General features: G+C 62.4%; 17 protein-coding genes and 1 tRNA gene. 11 read left to right on the forward strand and 7 right to left on the reverse strand.

The features are described 5' to 3' along the window. Positions 1-199: 199 nt before the first annotated feature. Complete coding sequence (locus ABR948_RS08990; RefSeq protein WP_428116073.1) at positions 200-2,191, forward strand: hypothetical protein; 1,992 nt, start codon at positions 200-202, stop codon at positions 2,189-2,191. Positions 2,192-2,460: 269 nt separating this feature from the next. Here the strand turns inward: ABR948_RS08990 and ABR948_RS08995 are convergent, their stop codons facing one another. After that, positions 2,461-3,819 (reverse strand): heterodisulfide reductase-related iron-sulfur binding cluster, encoded by a 1,359-nt coding sequence (locus ABR948_RS08995; protein ID WP_428116075.1) that lies wholly within the window; start codon positions 3,817-3,819, stop codon positions 2,461-2,463. Between the two features lie 230 nt (positions 3,820-4,049). Between ABR948_RS08995 and ABR948_RS09000 the strand changes: the two genes are divergently transcribed. Together ABR948_RS09000 and ABR948_RS09005 are read left to right on the forward strand one after the other, a co-directional pair. Beyond that, the gene (locus ABR948_RS09000; RefSeq protein ID WP_428116077.1) at positions 4,050-4,865 is read left to right on the forward strand and encodes a hypothetical protein; all 816 of its coding nucleotides are present in this window, start codon (positions 4,050-4,052) and stop codon (positions 4,863-4,865) included. A 233-nt stretch (positions 4,866-5,098) separates the two neighbouring features. Further along, positions 5,099-6,244 carry a DUF2336 domain-containing protein gene (locus ABR948_RS09005; protein WP_428116080.1) on the forward strand — a complete coding sequence of 382 codons (1,146 nt, stop codon included), beginning with the start codon at positions 5,099-5,101 and terminating at the stop codon, positions 6,242-6,244. 214 nt (positions 6,245-6,458) lie between these two features. On the opposite strand, the gene ABR948_RS09010 is transcribed toward ABR948_RS09005, so the two are convergent. Next, positions 6,459-8,411: an alkaline phosphatase family protein gene (locus tag ABR948_RS09010; RefSeq protein WP_428116083.1), complete on the reverse strand. Its 1,953-nt coding sequence runs from the start codon at positions 8,409-8,411 to the stop codon at positions 6,459-6,461. Positions 8,412-8,586: 175 nt separating this feature from the next. After that, a complete protein-coding gene (locus tag ABR948_RS09015) occupies positions 8,587-10,383 on the reverse strand; it encodes a multicopper oxidase family protein (RefSeq protein ID WP_428116087.1) in 1,797 nt (598 codons plus the stop codon). Positions 10,384-10,850: 467 nt separating this feature from the next. Between ABR948_RS09015 and ABR948_RS09020 the strand changes: the two genes are divergently transcribed. Continuing rightward, entirely contained in the window at positions 10,851-11,048 is a 198-nt protein-coding gene (locus ABR948_RS09020) for a hypothetical protein (RefSeq protein ID WP_428116090.1), read from the forward strand. A gap of 175 nt (positions 11,049-11,223) precedes the next feature. Here the strand turns inward: ABR948_RS09020 and ABR948_RS09025 are convergent. Beyond that, positions 11,224-11,310 (reverse strand) — tRNA-Leu (locus ABR948_RS09025). Between the two features lie 170 nt (positions 11,311-11,480). Here ABR948_RS09025 and ABR948_RS09030 point away from each other — a divergent pair. Further along, positions 11,481-11,948, forward strand: coding sequence for a twin-arginine translocation pathway signal (locus ABR948_RS09030; RefSeq protein WP_428116093.1), 468 nt, complete (start codon positions 11,481-11,483; stop codon positions 11,946-11,948). A gap of 94 nt (positions 11,949-12,042) precedes the next feature. Here the strand turns inward: ABR948_RS09030 and ABR948_RS09035 are convergent, their stop codons facing one another. Then, positions 12,043-13,245 (reverse strand): FAD-dependent monooxygenase, encoded by a 1,203-nt coding sequence (locus ABR948_RS09035; RefSeq protein ID WP_428116096.1) that lies wholly within the window; start codon positions 13,243-13,245, stop codon positions 12,043-12,045. Positions 13,246-13,252: 7 nt separating this feature from the next. Beyond that, on the reverse strand, positions 13,253-13,498 hold the full coding sequence (locus tag ABR948_RS09040) for a zinc-finger domain-containing protein (RefSeq protein WP_159008881.1): 246 nt from the start codon (positions 13,496-13,498) through the stop codon (positions 13,253-13,255). Between the two features lie 337 nt (positions 13,499-13,835). On the opposite strand from ABR948_RS09040, the gene ABR948_RS09045 reads away from it, so the two are divergent. The 4 genes from ABR948_RS09045 (at position 13,836) to ABR948_RS09060 (ending at position 17,313) form a co-directional block, all read left to right on the forward strand. Beyond that, positions 13,836-14,948, forward strand: coding sequence for a hypothetical protein (locus tag ABR948_RS09045; RefSeq protein ID WP_428116099.1), 1,113 nt, complete (start codon positions 13,836-13,838; stop codon positions 14,946-14,948). Positions 14,949-15,056: 108 nt separating this feature from the next. Beyond that, on the forward strand, positions 15,057-15,809 hold the full coding sequence (locus tag ABR948_RS09050; protein WP_428116102.1) for an alpha/beta fold hydrolase: 753 nt from the start codon (positions 15,057-15,059) through the stop codon (positions 15,807-15,809). Positions 15,810-16,068: 259 nt separating this feature from the next. Beyond that, positions 16,069-16,896, forward strand: a complete 828-nt coding sequence (gene cysE / locus ABR948_RS09055; protein ID WP_428116105.1) for a serine O-acetyltransferase — start codon at positions 16,069-16,071, stop codon at positions 16,894-16,896. Between the two features lie 198 nt (positions 16,897-17,094). After that, positions 17,095-17,313: a DUF3126 family protein gene (locus ABR948_RS09060; protein WP_079543740.1), complete on the forward strand. Its 219-nt coding sequence runs from the start codon at positions 17,095-17,097 to the stop codon at positions 17,311-17,313. 107 nt (positions 17,314-17,420) lie between these two features. Here ABR948_RS09060 and ABR948_RS09065 read toward each other — a convergent pair whose 3' ends face one another. Next, positions 17,421-18,134: a hypothetical protein gene (locus ABR948_RS09065; RefSeq protein WP_428116109.1), complete on the reverse strand. Its 714-nt coding sequence runs from the start codon at positions 18,132-18,134 to the stop codon at positions 17,421-17,423. Between the two features lie 235 nt (positions 18,135-18,369). Between ABR948_RS09065 and ABR948_RS09070 the strand changes: the two genes are divergently transcribed. Together ABR948_RS09070 and ABR948_RS09075 are read left to right on the forward strand one after the other, a co-directional pair. Further along, positions 18,370-18,699, forward strand: a complete 330-nt coding sequence (locus ABR948_RS09070) for a DUF6949 family protein (protein ID WP_428116112.1) — start codon at positions 18,370-18,372, stop codon at positions 18,697-18,699. A gap of 142 nt (positions 18,700-18,841) precedes the next feature. Beyond that, positions 18,842-19,372: a gamma carbonic anhydrase family protein gene (locus ABR948_RS09075; RefSeq protein ID WP_428116115.1), complete on the forward strand. Its 531-nt coding sequence runs from the start codon at positions 18,842-18,844 to the stop codon at positions 19,370-19,372. Positions 19,373-19,465 lie beyond the last annotated feature (93 nt).

Here is a 19,465-nt window from a genome sequence, read left to right on the forward strand (position 1 = left end):
TGATGTCGCGCCGCAACCTGTCCCGCGCGTTTGCAGCGAGCGTGACGGCGCACTGCGGCCGTAGTCCGGCGAACGCGCGGCGGGCCGCAAATTCGCCTTCAAATTAGCTGACGGATGCCGGCCAATTCAGCTATCCTGCACGCCGGCCCCGCTGGCAGGGCTGAGTGCGGTTCCGTGTCCTTCCAGGAAGGTTGCTAAAATGCTTTTCGCAAGCCGGTTTGCCGCTGCTGCTGCGACGGCCTTGTTGCTTTTTGTGACAGTGGAACAGCCGGCGCAAGCAGCGTCAGGCAGTTGCGGGGACGCGGCTGAACTCTCGGTGTTACCCTCGCCGATCGCGCCGTGGAAAGGCGCGCCGCTGCGCGTCATGGTCGTCACCGAGAAGCCGCTGGAGGGCGTGCTTTCGCTAGTCGCGCCCGATGGAAAGGTCGCGGCCACATCGCCGGACCGGCACGGCGGGGCGCCGTATTCCTGGTTCGCCGAGGTCGCCGAGCCGGCTGCGGGCACCTGGCATGCGACACTGGCGCTCGACCACGCTACCGCGGAATGCAGCTCGATCACCCGCGACATCGCCGTGAGCGCGCGCAAACCCGATCCGGTGCCGACGCCGTCGGGGGCCTTCTGGCAGGTGCGCAGCGAGTGGAACAGCACCACTGAATCGCTGTTTTCTGCATGGATCGAGAAGCTGTTCGACGCGCCGCCCGACCAGGACCTGTCCTGGAAGGCATGGCACGAAGTGCTGCGCGACCGCTCGCGCAATTTCCTGTTCAACCATCTGGGTCGCGGGGAAGACAATGCGCAGACCGGCCTTCGCCCCGACTGCGCCGACTTCGCCTACTTCCTGCGCGCCTATTTCGCCTACAAAATGGGGCTGCCGTTCGGCTATTCGAATTGTTCGCGCGGCACCGGCGGCAAGCCGCCCAAATGCTACCAGTGGTTCGACATGGAGCATCCGGAGGTGACGCGTCCGCCGCCGCCGCCCGAACAGGAAGTCGCATCGGCAACCCCCGCCGCCGCTACGCCGCCTGCATCGACGCCGACGCTGCTGGGGTTGTTTGCCGGTAAGCCGGAGGCGGCCGAAACACCGCCGGCAGCCACCCCGCCGCCGCCAAAGCCGAAGCCGAAGCGCCCGACCACGTTCGGCGAATTTTTGCGGGACGTCGGCGACGTCGTGCATACCGGCGCCGTGCGGGTGTCGGCGAACGACGACAATACCGATTTTTATACCGTCGCGCTGACGCAGCAATCGCTGCGCCCGGGCACGGTGTACGCCGACCCCTACGGCCACGTGCTGATGCTGGTGCATCTCGTGCCGGAGTTGAACGGTAACCCCGGTGTCTTCCTCGCGGTCGACGCCGAGCCCGACGGATCGATTACGCGAAAGCGTTTCTGGCGTGGCAACTTCCTGTTCGCGCACGAGCCCGCGCTCGGCAGCCCCGGCTTCAAACACTTCCGGCCGATCGTGCGCGAGAAGAACGGCCCGTTGCGGCGGCTGGCCAACGCCGAAATCGCCAAAAATCCGAGTTATGGCGATTTTTCGCTCGATCAGTCGCAGATGAGCGCCGAGGATTTTTACGATCGCATGGATGACGTGATGTCGCCCGAACCGCTCGATCCCGTGAAGGCGATGACGGACGCCATCGCGAGCCTCAACGAGCAGGTCAAGACGCGCGTCACCTCGGTCGAGAACGGGCGAAAATATCAGGACAAGCAGGCCGGCGAGATGACGATGCCCAATGGCCCCACGATCTTCGGGACCACAGGCGCCTGGGAGGATTACTCCACGCCGGCGCGTGATTTCCGACTGCTGATCGCGATCGATGTGGTGCGGGGATTTCCCGATCGGCTCGCACGGCGGGCACAGCGTTACGCGATGCCGCCTGGCAGGAGCATCGAGGACGTGAAAAGCGAACTGCAGGGCGTGCTCGTCTCCGAGCTGGCCTCGCGCAAGATAACCTATACCCGCAGCGATGGCTCGCCGTGGACGCTGTCCCTGAAGGACGTCATCGATCGCAGTGCGGATTTCGAGATGGCCTACAACCCGAACGACTGCGTCGAACTGCGGTGGGGTGCGCCTGACAACAGCCAGGAAGCATCGACCTGCAAGCGGCATGCGCCGCAGGCGCAGCGCGCGAAGATGTCGTCGGAGTACCGAACCTGGTTCCGCGAGCGGCACTGGCCGACGCAAACCTAGCCGTTAGTGAGGCAGGCGCGCGACGCGGTCAGCAGTGGCTGCTGCGAAGCGATTCCGGCCCGTCGTTTAGAATCGCCGGTCCGCTTGGCGGGGCGGGTTTTGCGGATGAACGCAAATCCTTGATGGTTTCGCGTTGGGGAACCGCGCGCTGATCGCCGTGATTTTCGCCGGCCATGGTGTCTTGCTCCATTTTGCTGCAGGACAACATTCTTGGGGCGGCGAAGTTCCGCCGCTTTGAAATTCCCTCGGCTTTTATGGATCTTGGGCTCTCATGAATTTGGTGTCAGCTCGATCGGGCGTGCACCGGATTTCAAGGGCAGCGGCTGGTCGCCCAGCATTGCCTTGACCACGACGTCGCGGGCCTTGCCGGCATCGAGCGCGTGCTGCGCGATCAGGTCGCTGCATTCGGAGATGATCAGGTCGGCATCCTGCATGATCTTGAGTTGCTTGTAGCGATCCTGCTGCTGCAACCCCATGCTCTCACCGACCAGTTCGAGGATGTTGACAATCCGGAACGGCCAGTCGCGCTCGTGCGCGCAGAGTTCGCGATGTTCGGAGTGATAGACCGTCACCAGCGCATCGACGCCGGCGTCGCTTGCCGCCGCAAGCTCGCCGAGCTGCAGTTCGCGCTTGAATGCGGGCAGCACGCCGAGGTTGAAGCTCTGCAGGCCGACCGCCGGCTGCTTTAAGTCGACAAGCTCGATGCCGGGAATGGCCTGCAGGATTGCAACGGCGGCTTCGACGCCGCCGGAGATGCCGGGATGGCGGTGCAGCGCGACCCGCATCTTGACCGGCTGGCGCAGATGCGGTCTCAACTGCGCGAGCCGGCCGTCGAGGAAGCGCATGAACGGCGTCATCTCGAACGGCCGCGCGCCGCGCTGCCGCTCGATGGTCGGCAGCGTGGTTTCGGTGAACTGGACATAGCAGCTCGGGCACCACGAGATCACCTGGCCGGACTTCGACTGCGACAATTTCTCGGCGGTGTTCGCGCCCATGCGGCCGGACATCTCGACGTCGCCCGGGCGCAGCTGCATCACGCCGCAGCAATGGCTCGGTCCGCCCATCACCTGATAGCTGATGCCGATCGCATCCATGATATCGAGCGCGAGCAGCGCGATATGCGGCGTCTTGAGCACGTTGCAGCCGGTGTAGAACACGAAATCCGGCGTCTCGGCCGGCGCGGTCACCGACGCCGATTTTTGGCCGAGCCGCTCCAGCACCTCGCCATCGAGCTGCAAGCGTGAGAGCACGGACACGTCGCGGCCGAGATCGCGGTATTTCTCCACGCCCTGGTGGCGGCGCTGCGGCAATTCGTTTTCGGACTTGGCGATGGCGACGCGCGCCATCGCCAGCAGGAAGCGCGGATTGACGCCTTCGTCGCAGGCCCTGATGCACTCGCCGCTGAGCATGCAGGACGCCGCCCATATGCGCGACGCCTCCGGGCCTTCGCCGCCACGCAAGAGGTCGATGATGCCGCCGATAATATCCTCGGGCCTCGCATCCGCGATCCCGGCCGGCTTCACGCTCGGACAGGCCTCGACACACTTGCCGCACCGCGTGCAGGCGTCGAGCATGTGCTCGACGCGCTCGTCCAGCGCCGCTTCGAAGGAGATGTCGGTTGGCGGCATATCCAGCTCTCTCCAGCCGATGCCGAGGCATGAGCACGTCGGCCGATTTCAGCCTCATGAGCCTAGCCCACACCTGTTGAGGCGTAAATCGAAATGGAACTTTCCTGGCCATGTTGTGGTGTGGCCACGTTGTCATGTTCGATCGATGTGTCGATTCTCACGCAGAGTTGAAACTTGCCTCAATCCATCGAATGAGCGAAGGCTGATGGCCTCTGCCAAGGTGGAATCGCATGAGGGCTCCCAGTCGTCGTTTGACCGGTTTCCTGGTCGGGATCGGCTGGGCAGCGGCAGTGATGATTTGCCTGTGTGCCTGGCCGGCCGCGGCCTATCGGCCGTTCGACGGCACCGATGCCGGCGTGGCCAATCTGAACGAGATCGAGATCGAGCTGCAGCCGGTCGGCGGGATGCAGGCGGGACCGCAATCGACCCTGATCGCGCCGGCGGTGGTTTACAATTACGGGTTCGCCGAACGCTGGGAAATGGTGCTGCAGACCCAGGGCGAAACGCCGCTTTCACCGGGCGGCCCGAGCAGCCTCGCCGCCTCAGGGGCTTTCCTCAAATACGTGATTCAGCCCGGCGTTCTCCAGGGTCAATCCGGCGTCAGCATCGCGACCGAATTCGGACCGCTGTTGCCCGGCGTCAATGCCGATCCCGGGGTCGGCTTCAGCTGGGCCGGCATCGTGTCGCAACGCTGGGACTGGGGCACCGCGCATTTCAACGTCGAGACCAACCTGACCCGCGACCAGCATGGCGAGGCGTTCCTCGGCGTTATCCTCGAAGGCCCGTCGACCTGGAAAGTTCGTCCGGTGCTCGAGGTGTTCTACGACAAGGTATGGCTGGAGACCGAGACCCGCTCGGCCCTGGTCGGGGCGATCTGGCAGGTTCGGGACGATCTCAGCTTCGACGCGGCGTATCGCTATGCGCTGGTCAACGGACACGCCCTGAACGAGATCCGCGCCGGACTGACGTTTGCGTTCAAGGTCGAAGGCGACAAGGCTCCAGCCAAGCCGGGCGCAACGTTTGGCAATTGGGGGCTTTCGCGGTGAGGGGTTGGGTGGCGCTGCTACATCGACCGTCCGGATCGATACTTGCTTAGCGCTGCTGTAAATCAATGGCTGTGCCGAACGGCATCCGCAGCCTCAAGACGAATGTGCTAAAAACCCAACAATTTGATTTATCTATGAGGCATCCGGAGTAAATCGTTTTCATGCTTGGTCGGTAGGTTGCGGTTGTAATTCCGTTATCTTCCCGCCTTAAACGCATCTGACGAGCGATAGCCATGACAATGTTCTCCTCTCTGATCGATGAAATTCAGGATACAAGGGTATCTCAGCTAACGAAAAGGCAGTTGAGGGCACTCACGCGCATCACCGATCTGTTTATCGCCGGATCCGGTCGTCATTCGAAGCAACAAATCGAGCTATTTGACGAGGTATTTGAAACTCTCGTTGCCGTGATCGAACTGGAAACCCGGGCGAAGCTCGCACGCTACATCGCGACCATCCCAAATGCGCCAGCGGCGTTGGTTCGGGCATTTGCCTTCGACGATGCCATTGCCGTGGCGGCTCCGGTTCTCAGCCAGTCGACGGCGCTCAGCGACTCCGATCTTGCCGCCAACGCCAGTACCCAGGGCCAGGGCCATCTTCACGCCATCGCGCATCGTCGAACCATCAGCGAAGTCATCACTGAAATACTCATCGAGCGCGGTGAACCCAACGTCGTCCGCACGGTTGCGAAGAATGCCGGTGCCCGGTTTTCGGATGGTAGCTTTCGCGAGCTCGTCGCACGATCCGGCGATGATGCCCAGCTGGCGCTAAATGTTGGAACGCGGCACGACATTCCCAGACATCACTTCTTGAAACTTCTCGAGACGGCCTCTGCTTCAGCCTGCGCCAAGATCGCGGCGGCAAACCCGCAATTTACCGATACCGTGCAGGGCGCGCTAACAGAGGTGATCGACGACATAAATCTGGAGGTTCGCAAGAACTCGCCGGATCACGCCAGAGCAAAGTCAAGGGTGAAGCGGCTCCAGATCTGGCATGAACTCGGCGAAGGTAATGTTCATGCGGCGGCGCGTTCGCAAAACTTTGAACAAACGGTGATAGCATTGTCGGTTCTCGCGTGCTGCCCCATCGAGATGGCTGAACGGGCGATCCTCAATGAGAATCCCGGCGTGGTGCAAGTCATCGCCAAAGCCGCCGGCTGCTCCTGGGTGACGGTTAAAGCCCTCTTGTTGATGACGGCCGCGGACCGCAGGATGTCCAAAGTGGAACTTGATCGAGCGCGCAAAAACTTCGAGCGGCTCGAAACCGGAACGGCAAAACGTGTGCTTGAATTCTACGATGCGCGCCGCAACTCATCTGCCGTCGCAAGCCCGTCCATTGTTCCGAGCCAGCCCGCGAGTTCTGAAGCTCTCGTAAGCTAGCTTGACGCAGGCGATTGATTTTGGGTCCTGCGCTGACCGGCATCTGCTCTCGCGGAAAAAGGCAGACGTTGGTCATTGACAGCGATCGCGATCGCCGACGCGGGTTGACCGAACGACCCAAAAGCGTCGGCCGCCCGGGAGGGCGGCCGATAGGGGTGGTTCGTGATCGCCGGCTGACGATCTGGCGGTCGCCGGCTTCGATCGCTTCGGACCGCTAGTGGAACTCGGCGAAGTCGAAGAAGTCGAACAGGTCGCTGATCGCCGGACTGTTGAGCGGCACATAGGGATGGCTGGGCTCGGCCTGCGGGTTCGGGAAGTTATCGCGACTACGCTGCGTGATCGTCGGCAGGTTCCAGTTACGCTCGATGAACTTGATGATCGAGACGTGGTCCGCGTACTCGTGCGAGATATATCCTTGCTTTGCAAGCGGCGAAACCACGATCAGCGGGATACGGGTGCCGTCGCCGAAGAAGTCGAGCGGTTGCACGTAGCCCGAGTCATAATAACCGCCGCCTTCGTCGAAGGTGATGAAGATGGCAGTGTCCTTCGCATAAGGCGAAGCCTGTACCTGATCGACGATCTTCTTGGTGAACCCTTCGAACAGGTCGAGCTTGGAAGACGACGGGTGACCGTCGACGTAACCGCTCGGCTTGACGATCGAAACTGCAGGCAGGTGGTGACTGCTGATATCCGCGTACAGGTTCACCGAGTCTTGGATATGCTCTGCGACCTGATCCGGATGGGACATGATGGATGTGTCGTACTGGAACGGGTTGCAGATGTTGCAGTACTCATCGGCCGTCGGCCCTGGCGTACCGTAATTGATCTGATAGGGATCGTTGATGTAGTTGTTCCACTGGTCGCCGTAGTACTTCCAGGAGATATTCCGGTCGTTGAGGACATCGCCGATGCTGCGCGTCGACGACGGCGGAATGGTGAAGGGCGTATTGGCGGGATTGTTGTCGATGTAGGCGTTCTTGCCGTTGCCGAACCAGCCCGGATTATAGTTGTTCAGCAGATAATAGTGGCCAGGCTCGCAGCGGGGATCAATCGGGCGGGGCAGCGACTGCAGGTAATTCAAGATCGGCTTGACGCCGGGCTGCGCCGGATCGGAGCAGTTGCTGTAGGAACCGCCGCCGGAGACCGGCGCGGCGGAGTAGGGCGGTCCAAAACCGGCGTTGAAGCTGTTGCCGTAACCGTCCTCGGTGTACCAGTTGTTGGTGCCGGGGGCCGGATTGGGGTTTTCCACCTCATTGACTGTGCCGGCATCGGGGGTGCCGGTGAACACCTGCACACCGTTCGGGGGCACGGCCGGCTGGCCGTTGGGGTTGCTGAACCAGATCGCATCGGCATGACCGAACATGATGTGATTGGCGCCGGTGCCGCCATTGACGGATTGGTGGAAATTGTCGCTCATCGCGAATTTGTCCACCAGGCTCGTGAAGTAGGGCACGTCACCCTTTTGCACGTTGTAGAAACCGAGCGACGTCGAACCTTCCCCCGTGGTGGTTGCGCTAGCCGAATACTCGGTGCTGAAGTTCGCGGGCTGCGTCGCGCCGTTGGTACCCGCTCCGACGGTCACCTCGACCCAGGCGAACAGATTGCCGTTGCAGCCCGAGGGATTGTCCCGGCTGGCGGAGCTCTTTGCGCAGTTCAGCTGCTGCCACATCTGGTAGAAACGATGCACCGGGCTGGCTGCGTAGCTGGTGTAGGGGAAGCTGTTGCCGTTGGTCAGCTGAAACGGCCCGGCCGGCAGAGTGTTGACCGAGGTGATGCGCTGGTCGGGCGTCTTCGACGTCTGACCGGTGCCGCCCGTCAGGAGCGATTGATAATAGCTCTGCTCCAATCCGGATTCCGATTGCTCGGCAAGCGCCAGGCTCGGCTCGCACTGTGTAATCGGCGTGCTGCTGCTGCATTCATTGGGAATGTAAGAGACTTTGGGGCCGCCGACCAGCGGGGCCGGCAGCTGGTCGCTGGGGAAATTCTGCTTCGGCGGGCTCAACAGAAACGCGTCCGTCGCACCCATGTCCTTCGCGGCCTGCTGATGGGCCAACTGGAAGTTGGGACCGGGAATCGCATTTTTGTTGCCGTCCAGCTTCACGATGCCCTGCGATAGCAGGTTGTTGACGCTGGTCCATGGCTGCTTCGGCACGTAAGTGGCGAACACGTGATCAAAGCTGCGGTTCTCGCCGATGATGACGATAACGTGCCTGATGGGTGATTTGGTGTAAAAATCAGCCGGGCTTGGTGTTCCGCCCGCAAACGCCGGACTGAGGGAGAATTGTCCTATCGCCAGCGCGCTCAGCCCGATGCCGCAACTGTTTAGTAGACGAGACTTACGCTTATTTCTGTTCATACTGCTCTCCTCTGGTGAACTGTCTTGACGACAGGGTGGAAACCGCGGTGTCCGCGGGCTCGACGCGGATTCTTCCCATCATGCCGCCGTCCTCGTGCTCCAGGAGGTGGCAGTGATAGACGAAGGTGCCGACGATGTTCGGATCGCGAAAGTCCATGCGCAGCCGCACGCTCGGATATTGCAGCGCGCGGCCGTTGTAGTAGGGAATGCTGACGGTATCGCGCACGAACGGCTCGTTGACCGCAACGCCGGACCATTCGCGCAGCTGGAAGTGAAGCTGGTGTATGTGGAAGTCGTGCAATTCGGTCGAGCGATTCTCGATGATCCAATCCTCGACGTCGCCTTGCCTGGCGACGATGTCCGGAACATCCGATTGCGGATCGAACGGCTTCGGCTTCTGGCCATCCAGGGTGATGTAAAATGTCGTGGGGCTGTTGGGGTCGTTCGGATTTTCCGGTCGCTCGGAGAAGTACAATTTCCTGATGCGTACGGGGGCCGCATTCCCGATCCAGGGGCGGGCAGCGGGCGGCAGCGGTTCGGGGTTGGAGGGCAGCATCGCCTGCGGTTCAGGTGCATCGGCGGCGGCCGTGATCGATATCAGAGCGCGATTGGGATCGTTTTCACCGGCCGGCCCGGTGTCGACCGCCCGCGTCACCAGCAGCGCCGGCACGCCGAGAGGCGGGGCTTCGACGATCAGCTCGACTCTGGCGCCAGGCGGCACTCCGATGTGATTGACCCACTCGACGGAAGGCGCGGGGCTGCCGTTGAAATGTATCGGTACGCCGTCGATGGCGACAATGCCGAGCGGTTGCGGGGCGTGCCGGAACAGCACCGCGAGGTTCAGATACGTGATCGCCGAGGCGTTGAGGACCCGCCAGAGCTGTCGCTCGCCCGGCTTCATCTTCAAAGAAGCCGGCGGATAATCGGGATAAGGCACCGGCACGAAGTTGACGGACAGGTCTTTCGCGGGCTTGCCGAAGCCGGTGCCGTTGTTGGCCGCGTCGCCGTCGTTGTCGATCTGGTTTTTCGGGACAACGGGCTCGGATTTTGAAGGCGGGGCGTCTGGGTTCAAAAGGTCCTGATCGCGGATCACCAGCAGACGCTCATGCAGGCCCGCGAGCTCCGGATTGGCCCGCTCCACGCCCTCTATGATCAACGCGCCTGACGCCCCGCCGAGCACCTGCATCTTGCTGTAGCCGTGAATATGCGGGTGATACCAATAGACTCCGGGTGGCTCGTCCGCGGGAATGCGCAAGCGGTATTCGAACGGCGGATCTTCCGGCTGGATCGAGGTTTTCAGCACATCGTCCTGATGGCACACCGGCGGCGCGGTGAGGCCGTGGAAGTGCAGATTGGCCGAGGTCGGCCGCATGGCGCCGCTGCCGCACGGATCGGAGATGTTTTTCGAAACACATAGCGGCGCCGGGAACGGCAGCGCTTGAGGCTGATCCGCACCCGGGAGCGCTGTCGCAAGGTCGGTCAGATCGTTCCTGAAGCGCAGGATCAGGAGATCGCCCGGCTTGACCCGCAACGTCGGTGACAATGCGCCGTCGGGCGTCAGGTAACAGTAGCGGGTCGAGCCGTCCGGCTGCCGGCTGTTGTGAATGGCCAGATCGACCTGCAATACGCCGTCGTGACTGCGAAGGTCACGCGGCTCCGGCACGGCGCTGCCGGACGCGGGCCTCTCGCAGAATTCTCGTGGCGGCTGCGGCGCCTGAGCCAAACCATTTGCGCCGGGCACCGCCACCAGGCTGTCGGCGCCGAGCCCAATGACGCCAGCCACGAGGAAGCCAACGCCAACCGGCAGTCGTTTTACCAAGCGACTTTTTGCCAAGCGACTTGTTACGAAGCGACTTGCGCCGATGCGACGCAGCCAGCCACGCGAAGACGCGCCCGGATCAGGCATAGATACACTCCGACCTGGCGCAGCCGGGCCGCTCAGAGAAATGATGATGGCTATTGGCGGTTCTTAAATCAGCGTAATGTTTTCTATCATCCGTATTGTGGCGGCCTGCTTACAGATTATTTACGAGCGCATGACATGCACATTTTAGCCGGTTGAGAAGCTGTGCCTGGCAGAAGCCGATGCGACGTTCGCGGAGACGGATGTGTTTGCGCGGGTGCCCGGATAGAGAATAATTTTGGTGGCCGGCACCTCAGAACCGCACCGGGCCGGAACGAGTCATTCGGCGACCCGCACCGCGGCCCAACATCTGATGCTGACAACGTCATCCTCGAAGGACCGTCGACGTGAAAGTTCGTCCGGTCGTTGAGGTGTTTTGCGACAAGATTTGGATGGTGACCGAGACCCGCTCGGCCCCGGTCGGGACGATTTGGCAGGTGCGGGAAGAGCTCGGTTTCGACGCGGCGTATCGTTATGCGCCGGTCAACGGACCCGCCGCGAACGAGACTGTGCCGGCCTCACCGTCGCGCAACACCAGAGAGTAATTATTCAACAAACAACCTTTGATAAGATTATCCGTGATTTGCCCACGCGGCTGCGGGCGCTGGGACGCGTTGCCATTTGCTGCGAACCCCTGAGATGGCGAAGGACTTCCGACGAGTTACCGAGCGTGCGATCTGGTTCGAGGTTTTTTGCAGTGAATCCGAATCCAGATCAGGCTGGTGCGGGCGGTGGGACTCGAACCCACACGACGTTGCCATCGAGGGATTTTAAGTCCCTTGCGTCTACCAGTTCCGCCACGTCCGCTTTGGTCACGAGATCAGATACTTAGCGCGTTTTTGGGCCCGATGGAATTGGGCTGGGCCTTAAAGAACGCGTCCTCTCCTTAAGCGAGCGCGCCCGACAACGCAAAGCCTCAATGCGGACACCTGTGCCTGCTTTAGGCAATCTCAACATTGTCGGTTTATCAGGGGCCTATGATCGCCTTGCCTGCCCATATCAGGTTGCCGCGGCGCGCCGTCGCCGCGCTGACGCTGCGCGTGCTCGGCGTCGGGCTTGGCGTTGGGCTTGGCGTTGGGCTTGGCGGCTGCGCCGACATGAACGACACCATGGTGTCAGCGTTTGCCGATCCCGCCAAATACGAGCTTTACGACTGCAAGCGACTGGAGACCGAGCGCAAGGGTCACGCCGCCCGTGCCGCGGAATTGCAGGGGTTGATGGCGAAGGCGCAGACCGGCGTCGCCGGTCCTGTCGTGGCCGAGCTCGCCTACCGCAACGAATACATCTCGGTACGAGCCCAGGCCAAATTGGCCGAGGAAGCCTGGCGGCGCAACAAATGTCACGAGACGCCGCCGGCAGCCGCAGCACCGGCGGCCTCGGCCACGCCGCCTGCAACGGACAAACCGGCGCATTCACATTCGCGGTCCGACAACGCGGTCTATTGACGCGCAGAGCGTTTTCGGGCGCGTGAACAAAACGCAAAAAAGTTTGAAGCGCCGGTTCTGATTTGATCAGACCCGACAACGCTCGTGAGGTGGCTCACGCCTGCCAGTCGTAAATCCAGTCCTGTCGCGCCAGCATGCGCCTCGGCCCCATCGCCCTGATCACGAGGTCGCGCGCGAAAGCCATGGGGCCGGTGAGGTGATAGATGCGTCCGGCCTGCCGCGCGGCGCGCTGAACGCGGCTGACGCGCGAGCGGCGCCGGCGCGCATAGCGTTGCATCGCGGCAGCAATGGTCGGCCCGCCTTCGTTTTGGGTTTCACCGAGGCATTTGGCCAGCACCGCGGCGTCCTCGATCGCCATGCCCGCGCCTTGCGCGGCGAACGGCAACATGGCGTGAGCTGCGTCCCCCAACAAGGCCACCGCGCCTTTGGTCCATTCGCCGCCATCGGGGACGGTGAATAACGCCCATTTCCGCCACCCATCGACGGCACCGATCATCATCCGCGCGCCGGAGGGCCATCGCGTGGTTGCAAATGCGTTCTTGATTTCATTGGGCTCGCCGGGCGCGCTCCAGCCCGGCCGGTTCCACGTCCCCGAGACCACCGCGACCACATTGATCTGGCGCGTGCCCGCGATCGGATAGGCCACCAGATGCGCGTTCGGTCCCATCCACAGCTGGACCCGGCGGGACGTGTATTCGCGCGGCAATTGCGTGGCATCGAGCGTTCCGCGCCAGGCGATCAGCCCGGAGAATTGCGGCTGCACCTGTGGAAACAAATGCTGCCGCACCGTGGACCAGATGCCGTCGGCGCCGACCAGCGCCAGCGCCAGTTCCTGCTGGCGCGTCATGCCGCTGCGCTGGACCACGGTCAGTCCCTTGGCGTGGGTGCCGACATCCTCGAACTGGCAGCCGAGCCGCAATTCGATATCGGGATTGTCGTTGATCTCGGCCTGCAGCGCGGCCTGCAGATCGGCGCGATGCACCACCCAATAGGGGGCGCCGGCCTGAGATGTCGCGGCGTCGCCGAGCGGCATGCGAACGATTTCGCCACCGCTTCGCGCGCTGATCAGGCTGATGGCGTCGGGGGTGACCGCGCGGGGGGCCAGCCGTGGTTGCAGGCCGAGATCGATCAGCACGCGGCTCGCGTTCGGCGACAGCTGCAGGCCGGCGCCGGCTTCCTCGAGCCGCTCGGCCTTTTCCAGCACCACCACGCGAAAACCCTGTCGCGCCAGCGCCAGTGCTGCCGTCAATCCCCCGATCCCGGCACCAGCGACGATGATGGTGCGTGAAACCGCCACTGACCGATCAGGCGACCTTGTCTTTCAGCACGCATTCCGGCGGCCGGGCTTCGCCGGCGGCGAGATCGGCGGCGTAGCGATAGAGCGTCGAGCAATAGGGACAGATGATCTCATTGTCGTTGCCGAGATCGAGGAACACATGCGGATGATCGAAGGGCGGATTGGCGCCCACGCACATGAACTCCTGCGAGCCGATCTCGATGACGGAAACGCCGGCATCGTTGTGGAAGTGCGGAACGACATGATCGGACATCGAATTCACCTTGGATAGAGACATACGCAATCGACACGAGCCGCAATCGACGCGAGCCGCATGGTCGACATGCGACACAACCATACTGACGGCTGCAGTTGATTCCTAGTGTCCGGAACCCCAGAGTTCCGCCCCCTGGACAAGCCCCCGATGGCGTAGTTGCTCATGCAAATTCGACACAATCTTGTCGTCCCAGAGAAGCCCTTCTTTCGTCGGGGCCGTTGTGTCTTAAAAGCGGCACACCATTTGAAGGCAAGCAGGTACCAAGCGGATAGCAAGCGGATAGATTGGGTTTTTCGGGATGAATCGGTCGCGGATCGCCAGGACTTCGGCTGCCATGGCGCTGGCTGTCATGACGGTGAGCGGGTATGCGCTGACCGTGCTGTGGCCGCATGCCCGCGACGCCTATGCCACCCTGGCAGCGCAGGACGATCCGGCGGTTCTTTCCGAAATCGGGCTCAATTCTGCTCTGCGGAATGGCCAGACCGTCATCCCGGAGAATATCGAGGCCGCACTCGCCGCCCATGATGCGGGTCTCGCCGAGAGCTTTGTCGATCTCGCCAGGGAGAAAGGTGTTTCCCTGCCCGATGAATTGTCGCAACGGGTGAGCGATGCGGTGGCGGAGGAAAACTCGTCGTCGCATTTTGCAAAGCGTTTTGCCAACGGGCTCGTGACCGGAAATGCCGACGACGTCGGGAGCCTGTCGGGCACGGTCGCCGGCGACCTGTTTGTGTTCGGCGACATCCGGGATGTGGTGCGCGAGGGCAAGCACCTTGCGATGGGCGAGGACACCGACCGGCTGGTGCTGGGTCTTGCCACCGCCGGCCTGGCGGTGACCGCGGCAACCTATGTCTCGATCGGCGGCGTGGCGCCGGTGCGCGCCGGTCTGACGCTGGTCAAGGACGCCCGCAAGGTCGGGCGGCTGGGCGAGGGGCTGACCGAATGGGCCGGCCGCTCGGCCCGCGACATGGTCGATACGCCGATGCTGCAGAACGCGGTCGCATCCGGCTCGGTGTTGCATCCGGGACAGACCGTGAGTGCGATCAGGGCCGCCTTCCATGCCGAGAAGGCCGGCGCGCTGGTGCGGCTGGCGAAAGACGTCGGACGCGTCAGCGAGAAGGCCGGCGCGCGCGGCGCGCTCGATACGCTGCGAATTGCCGAGGGTCCGGAGGATGTCGCGCGGGCCGCACGGCTGGCGGAATCCAAGGGTGGTCAGACCCGCGCGATCCTGAAAATACTGGGCCGCGGCGCGTTGCTGCTGGCGGCCGGTGCCTTCGATCTGTCGCTGTGGGTGTTCGGCGCGCTGCTGGCGCTGTTCGGCCTGCTGTCATCGATCAAGGCCACCACCGAGCGCCTGACCCAGTCGTGGCTCACCCACAAAAAGGCGCGGCGGTTGCGAAAACAGATGGCCGCTGCCGCTCAGCCGGCTCTGGCCGGCACCTTAACGTAAGGTTAGTTTCGCACACAAGGTTGGTTTCAAGGCTGGTTTGCAGGCGGCCTTCGATCACCGATCCTCATCCCCACAAACCGATCCTTTCCCCAAAGCATGGAATGAATGATGCCGAGTTTTCATAACGGCGCTGTTGAAATTGCCTATCTCGACGAAGGCGAGGGGGATCCGATCCTGCTCGTGCACGGCTTTGCGTCGTCAAAGAATGTGAACTGGGTCTATCCGACCTGGGTTTCGGAGCTGAAGAAAAACGGCCGTCGTGTCATCGCGTTCGACAATCGCGGTCATGGCGATTCCGGCAAGCTCTACGACGCCGCCGAGTACGAGATCGGCATCATGGCCGGCGATATCAGCGCGCTGATGGATCATCTCAACATCGAGCGCGCAGATGTCATGGGCTATTCGCTGGGATCGCGCATGACGGCGGAGCTGGCGCTGCGTGAGCCGCAGCGGCTGCGATCGGCGATATTGGGCGGCATCGGGATCGGCCTGATCGAGGGCGGCGGCCCCGGCGAGAACGTCGCGCAAGCGCTGGAGGCGCCTGCGCTCGAGGACGTCACCGATCCGGTGGGGCGCACGTTCCGTGCCTTCGCGGACCAGACCCGTTCCGATCGCCGCGCGCTGGCGGCCTGCCTGCGCGGTTCGCGGCGCCTGATGACGAGGCAAGAAGCCGCCGCCATCAAGGTGCCCGTGCTGATCGCGGTCGGTAGCTCGGATGAGATCGCGGGCTCGGCGCAAGCGCTTGGAAAAATCATCCCGGCCGCCGAAGTGCTCGACATTCCCAATCGCGACCATATGCGGGCGGTCGGCGACAAGGTCTACAAGACCGGCGTGCTGGATTTCTTGTCCAGCCGCCCCTGATTGCCGCTTCCCGAGCGCTTGATTTCCTGAAATTCCCAACCACCTTGAACCAACGCCCTGGGCAAAGGCGGACGTCGGTTTGCGCGCAGAAAACCTGCCGCTTCAATGTTTTAGCGCGCATTTGAAGCTTGGACCGACGTTCACCTTTGCGTAAGTGTCGTGCAAGTGTCCTGCAAGTGTCCTGGGACATAAGTCCAGCCATCGTGCTATATGTCGGCTGGTAAATAGCGTTCGCGAGAGCAGCCTTAAGAGAGCAGTCATGGCAATGCATCAGATCAACCCGCAGGGTGCGAAACTGGCGGCACTCGATCCGATCTGGGATCGCGTGCGCGGCGAGGCGGAAGACATCGTTCGCCGCGAGCCCGAGCTGGCGTCTTTTATCTATTCGACCGTGCTGCATCACGAACGGCTCGAAGACGCGGTGGTGCACCGCATATCCGAGCGCCTCGACCATTCGGCGCTATCAGGTGATTTGATTCGTCAGACCTATGACGAGGCCCTGCGCGACGACCCCGATCTCGGCAATGCCTTCCGGGCCGACATGGTGGCGGTGTATGACCGCGATCCCGCGACCTCGCGGTTCATCGATCCCTTGCTTTACTTCAAGGGATTCCATGCCCTGCAAACCCACCGTCTCGCCTATTGGCTCTATCAAAAAGGCCGCAAGGATTTTGCCTATTATCTGCAGAGCCGGTCGTCGGCGGTATTCCAGACCGATATCAATCCCGCGGCAAAGATCGGCCGCGGCATCTTTCTCGATCATGCCACAGGGTTCGTGTGCGGCGAGACCGCCGTTATCGAAGACGACGTTTCGATCCTGCACGGCGTCACGCTGGGCGGCACCGGCAAGGAAAACGAAGACCGCCATCCCAAAATCCGCCATGGCGTGTTGATCGGGGCGGGCGCGAAAATTCTCGGCAATATCGAGGTCGGCCATTGTGCCCGCATCGCCGCGGGATCGGTGGTGGTGAAGCCCGTGCCTCACAACGTTACCGTGGCCGGCGTTCCCGCCAAGATCGTCGGCGAGGCCGGCTGCGCCGAGCCGTCACGCACCATGGATCAGATGATCAACGCGATCGGGCTTTGATTTGCACGCGCTTTGATCCAGGCCTTTTCAATTAAAGTCCGGGAACCGGTCCGGGGTGGATATCGGTTTTGCGATCGGGCTGCGCACAAGTTATAATCGATCCGAATTGCTTGTACGATTTCCAAGGATATGGCTGGCGGTTCGCTTCGTCCCGTCCTAGAAACTTCGGGAAAACCAGAGATCGTATTGGAGACTGCCGTGGACGTTCAGGAAGTCAGGAAGCTCGACGCCTATCTCAAGCGCCTTTTCGGCAATCCCAAGATCCGCGTGGTGCCGCGGCCGAAGAAGGACGATTCCGCCGAGGTCTATATCGGTGAGGAATTCATCGGCGTGCTGTTCGTCGATGATGAAGACGACGACCGCTCGTTTCAGTTCCAGATGGCGATCCTCGAGGACGATCTGGTCGAGCAGGGCTGAGGTTGCGGGGCGGCGAGGCCGGATTGCTTCGTCGCTACGCTTTCTCGCGCTGCCTTGCGCAAACGCTTCGCGTTTGTCGCAGGCCGTGATGGCACCTTACGGCTCCGCTATCCCTTTGGCCCATGCAGTTGCTGTGTCAGCCGGTCCATCGCATCGGCCACGTCGCGCCAGTGCGCGAGCCAGCTGCGCGGAAAGCGAAACATCAAATCGGCCCCCTCGACGCGGCGCTCGCTCAGGCACATTCCGGGGGTAGCGGCGTCCCGGGTGCAGCGTGCATTGAGACCGGGCGCGTCGGCCAGGAACAGATCTTCGTTGCCGTAGGGCGAGCCGTCACGAAATGCGCGCTCCGTCAATCCGTCCTGTGCGGGCGCAGCCGCCTGCTCGAGGTAGCGCGGATAGATGGTGCGCACGCGGGTATCGGGCGCCAGCGAGTCGTGATGCGCCGATATCGACACAAAGATCCGGTCAATCGGCTGGATCGCGTCTTCCACGGTATCGGCACTGAAATGTTTCGGTGCCTCGGGCGCCTCGAGCGAAGGAAAAGAGAAGCTGAGATCGACGCGTTCCTGCGGCCCGGAGTGACGCTGGATTTTCATGCGCACCGCGGTGGGCGGGACATTAAAGATGGTAGCTCCGATGCTCACCGGCAACCGTGCCGGAGCGCTGGAAACGTCCGCTTCCCAGGTCGGCCACAGCAGATAGGCGACCAGCGTGATCGCGCCTGATGCGACCGCGCAGCCCAGCATCAGCGGGATCATGTGGCCGCGGGGATCCCGGCGCGTCGTGCGAGCAATATGCTGGGCCGTCGAAAAGATGGTCATGAACCGGCATCGTGAGGGGGCGTCCGGGGACCAGCCCCGAATCACCCCCAAATATGCCACGCGGCATCGAACTTCCGCACGCTTTCGCGCTGCGGCTGCCGCGCGAGCCGGATGCAAGCCATGTGCAAGCCGCGGTTCCGGATTCCGGCGTTAACCTTTTCTTAAGGATAGTGTGGCGGCGGGCGCCCAATTTTGCGATGCCATGCAGGTTCCCTGTGTAGCGGAAGTCCCAGTCATGTCGCCTGATGCGTTGAATTCCTTCTTCTCCCTGTGCATAGGCTTCGCCTTGGCCGGCGCGCTCGCCAGCGGATACCAGGCCTTGGTGCAGCGACCGGCGGGTTTCGGGTTGCTGCAGGAGGGCGTGGCGCCCAAGACCTTCGCCGCGGTACCATTCCTGGTGTTTGCCGCTCCCTTCATCATCATGCGCAATACGCTGCGCGGGGCGCGGATCGAGCGTCGCCGCTTCGAATTCGTGATGATGGCGACGGTGCTGGCGGGGTTCTGGAGCCTGATGTCGGGCACATTTTTCCTGATGACGCTGCGCGCCGCCGGACTATTGGCCTGAGGCTTCCCGTTTCGACGCGTTTTCCCGACGCGAACCGGTTCCCTACGGAGCCTGTCATCGGGCGCGCATTCGCGCGACCCGTTGGCTTGTAAACGCTTCGGCGGCTATGCCAGAGTCTCCGCGAACAGGAGATCAATTGGGCATGGCGATCTACGAACTCGACGGGCAGGCGCCCGAATTCCCCTCGGACGGAAACTACTTTATCGCCGACACCGCCACGGTGATCGGCAAGATCCGCTTGCTGACGGGCGCGAGCGTCTGGTTCGGCGCGGTGTTGCGCGGCGACAATGAGTGGATCGAGATTGGCGAAAATTCCAATGTGCAGGACAACTCGACCTGTCACACCGACCGGGGCTTTCCGCTGACGATCGGAAAGAACTGCACGGTCGGCCACAATGTGATTCTGCACGGCTGTACGCTGGAGGACGGCGCGCTGGTCGGGATGGGCTCGATCGTCATGAACGGTGCCCGGATCGGTCGCGGCAGCATCGTTGGCGCGGGATCGGTGATTACGGAAGGCAAGCAGTTTCCAGAGCATTCGCTGATCATCGGCGCGCCGGCGCGGGTGATCCGCACGCTCGATCCGGCGCAGGTCGTGGCGATGGGAAGTGCCGCGAAATTCTACGTCGGCAACGGACCGCGATTCAAAAACGGCCTGAAGAAGATCGGCTGAAGGCGGCGGATGAACCGGTCTTGGCATCGCCGGATAGGTCTCGGCGTCGCCTGGCCGGCACGATCTGTGTTATGATCTGGTTTTCCCGGATGG

Origin of the sequence: Bradyrhizobium sp., assembly GCF_050014615.1 — a bacterium.
Lineage (GTDB): Bacteria > Pseudomonadota > Alphaproteobacteria > Rhizobiales > Xanthobacteraceae > Bradyrhizobium.

Excerpts from the sequence above, each read along its gene's own strand:
- ABR948_RS08990 (WP_428116073.1), top strand. The coding sequence starts at position 200 with ATGCTTTTCGCAAGCCGGTTTGCCGCTGCTGCTGCGACGGCCTTGTTG.
- ABR948_RS08995 (WP_428116075.1), bottom strand. The coding sequence starts at position 3,819 with ATGCCGCCAACCGACATCTCCTTCGAAGCGGCGCTGGACGAGCGCGTC.
- ABR948_RS09000 (WP_428116077.1), top strand. The coding sequence starts at position 4,050 with ATGAGGGCTCCCAGTCGTCGTTTGACCGGTTTCCTGGTCGGGATCGGC.
- ABR948_RS09005 (WP_428116080.1), top strand. The coding sequence starts at position 5,099 with ATGACAATGTTCTCCTCTCTGATCGATGAAATTCAGGATACAAGGGTA.
- ABR948_RS09030 (WP_428116093.1), top strand. The coding sequence starts at position 11,481 with ATGATCGCCTTGCCTGCCCATATCAGGTTGCCGCGGCGCGCCGTCGCC.
- ABR948_RS09040 (WP_159008881.1), bottom strand. The coding sequence starts at position 13,498 with ATGTCCGATCATGTCGTTCCGCACTTCCACAACGATGCCGGCGTTTCC.
- ABR948_RS09045 (WP_428116099.1), top strand. The coding sequence starts at position 13,836 with ATGGCGCTGGCTGTCATGACGGTGAGCGGGTATGCGCTGACCGTGCTG.
- ABR948_RS09050 (WP_428116102.1), top strand. The coding sequence starts at position 15,057 with ATGCCGAGTTTTCATAACGGCGCTGTTGAAATTGCCTATCTCGACGAA.
- cysE (WP_428116105.1), top strand. The coding sequence starts at position 16,069 with ATGGCAATGCATCAGATCAACCCGCAGGGTGCGAAACTGGCGGCACTC.
- ABR948_RS09065 (WP_428116109.1), bottom strand. The coding sequence starts at position 18,134 with ATGACCATCTTTTCGACGGCCCAGCATATTGCTCGCACGACGCGCCGG.
- ABR948_RS09070 (WP_428116112.1), top strand. The coding sequence starts at position 18,370 with ATGTCGCCTGATGCGTTGAATTCCTTCTTCTCCCTGTGCATAGGCTTC.
- ABR948_RS09075 (WP_428116115.1), top strand. The coding sequence starts at position 18,842 with ATGGCGATCTACGAACTCGACGGGCAGGCGCCCGAATTCCCCTCGGAC.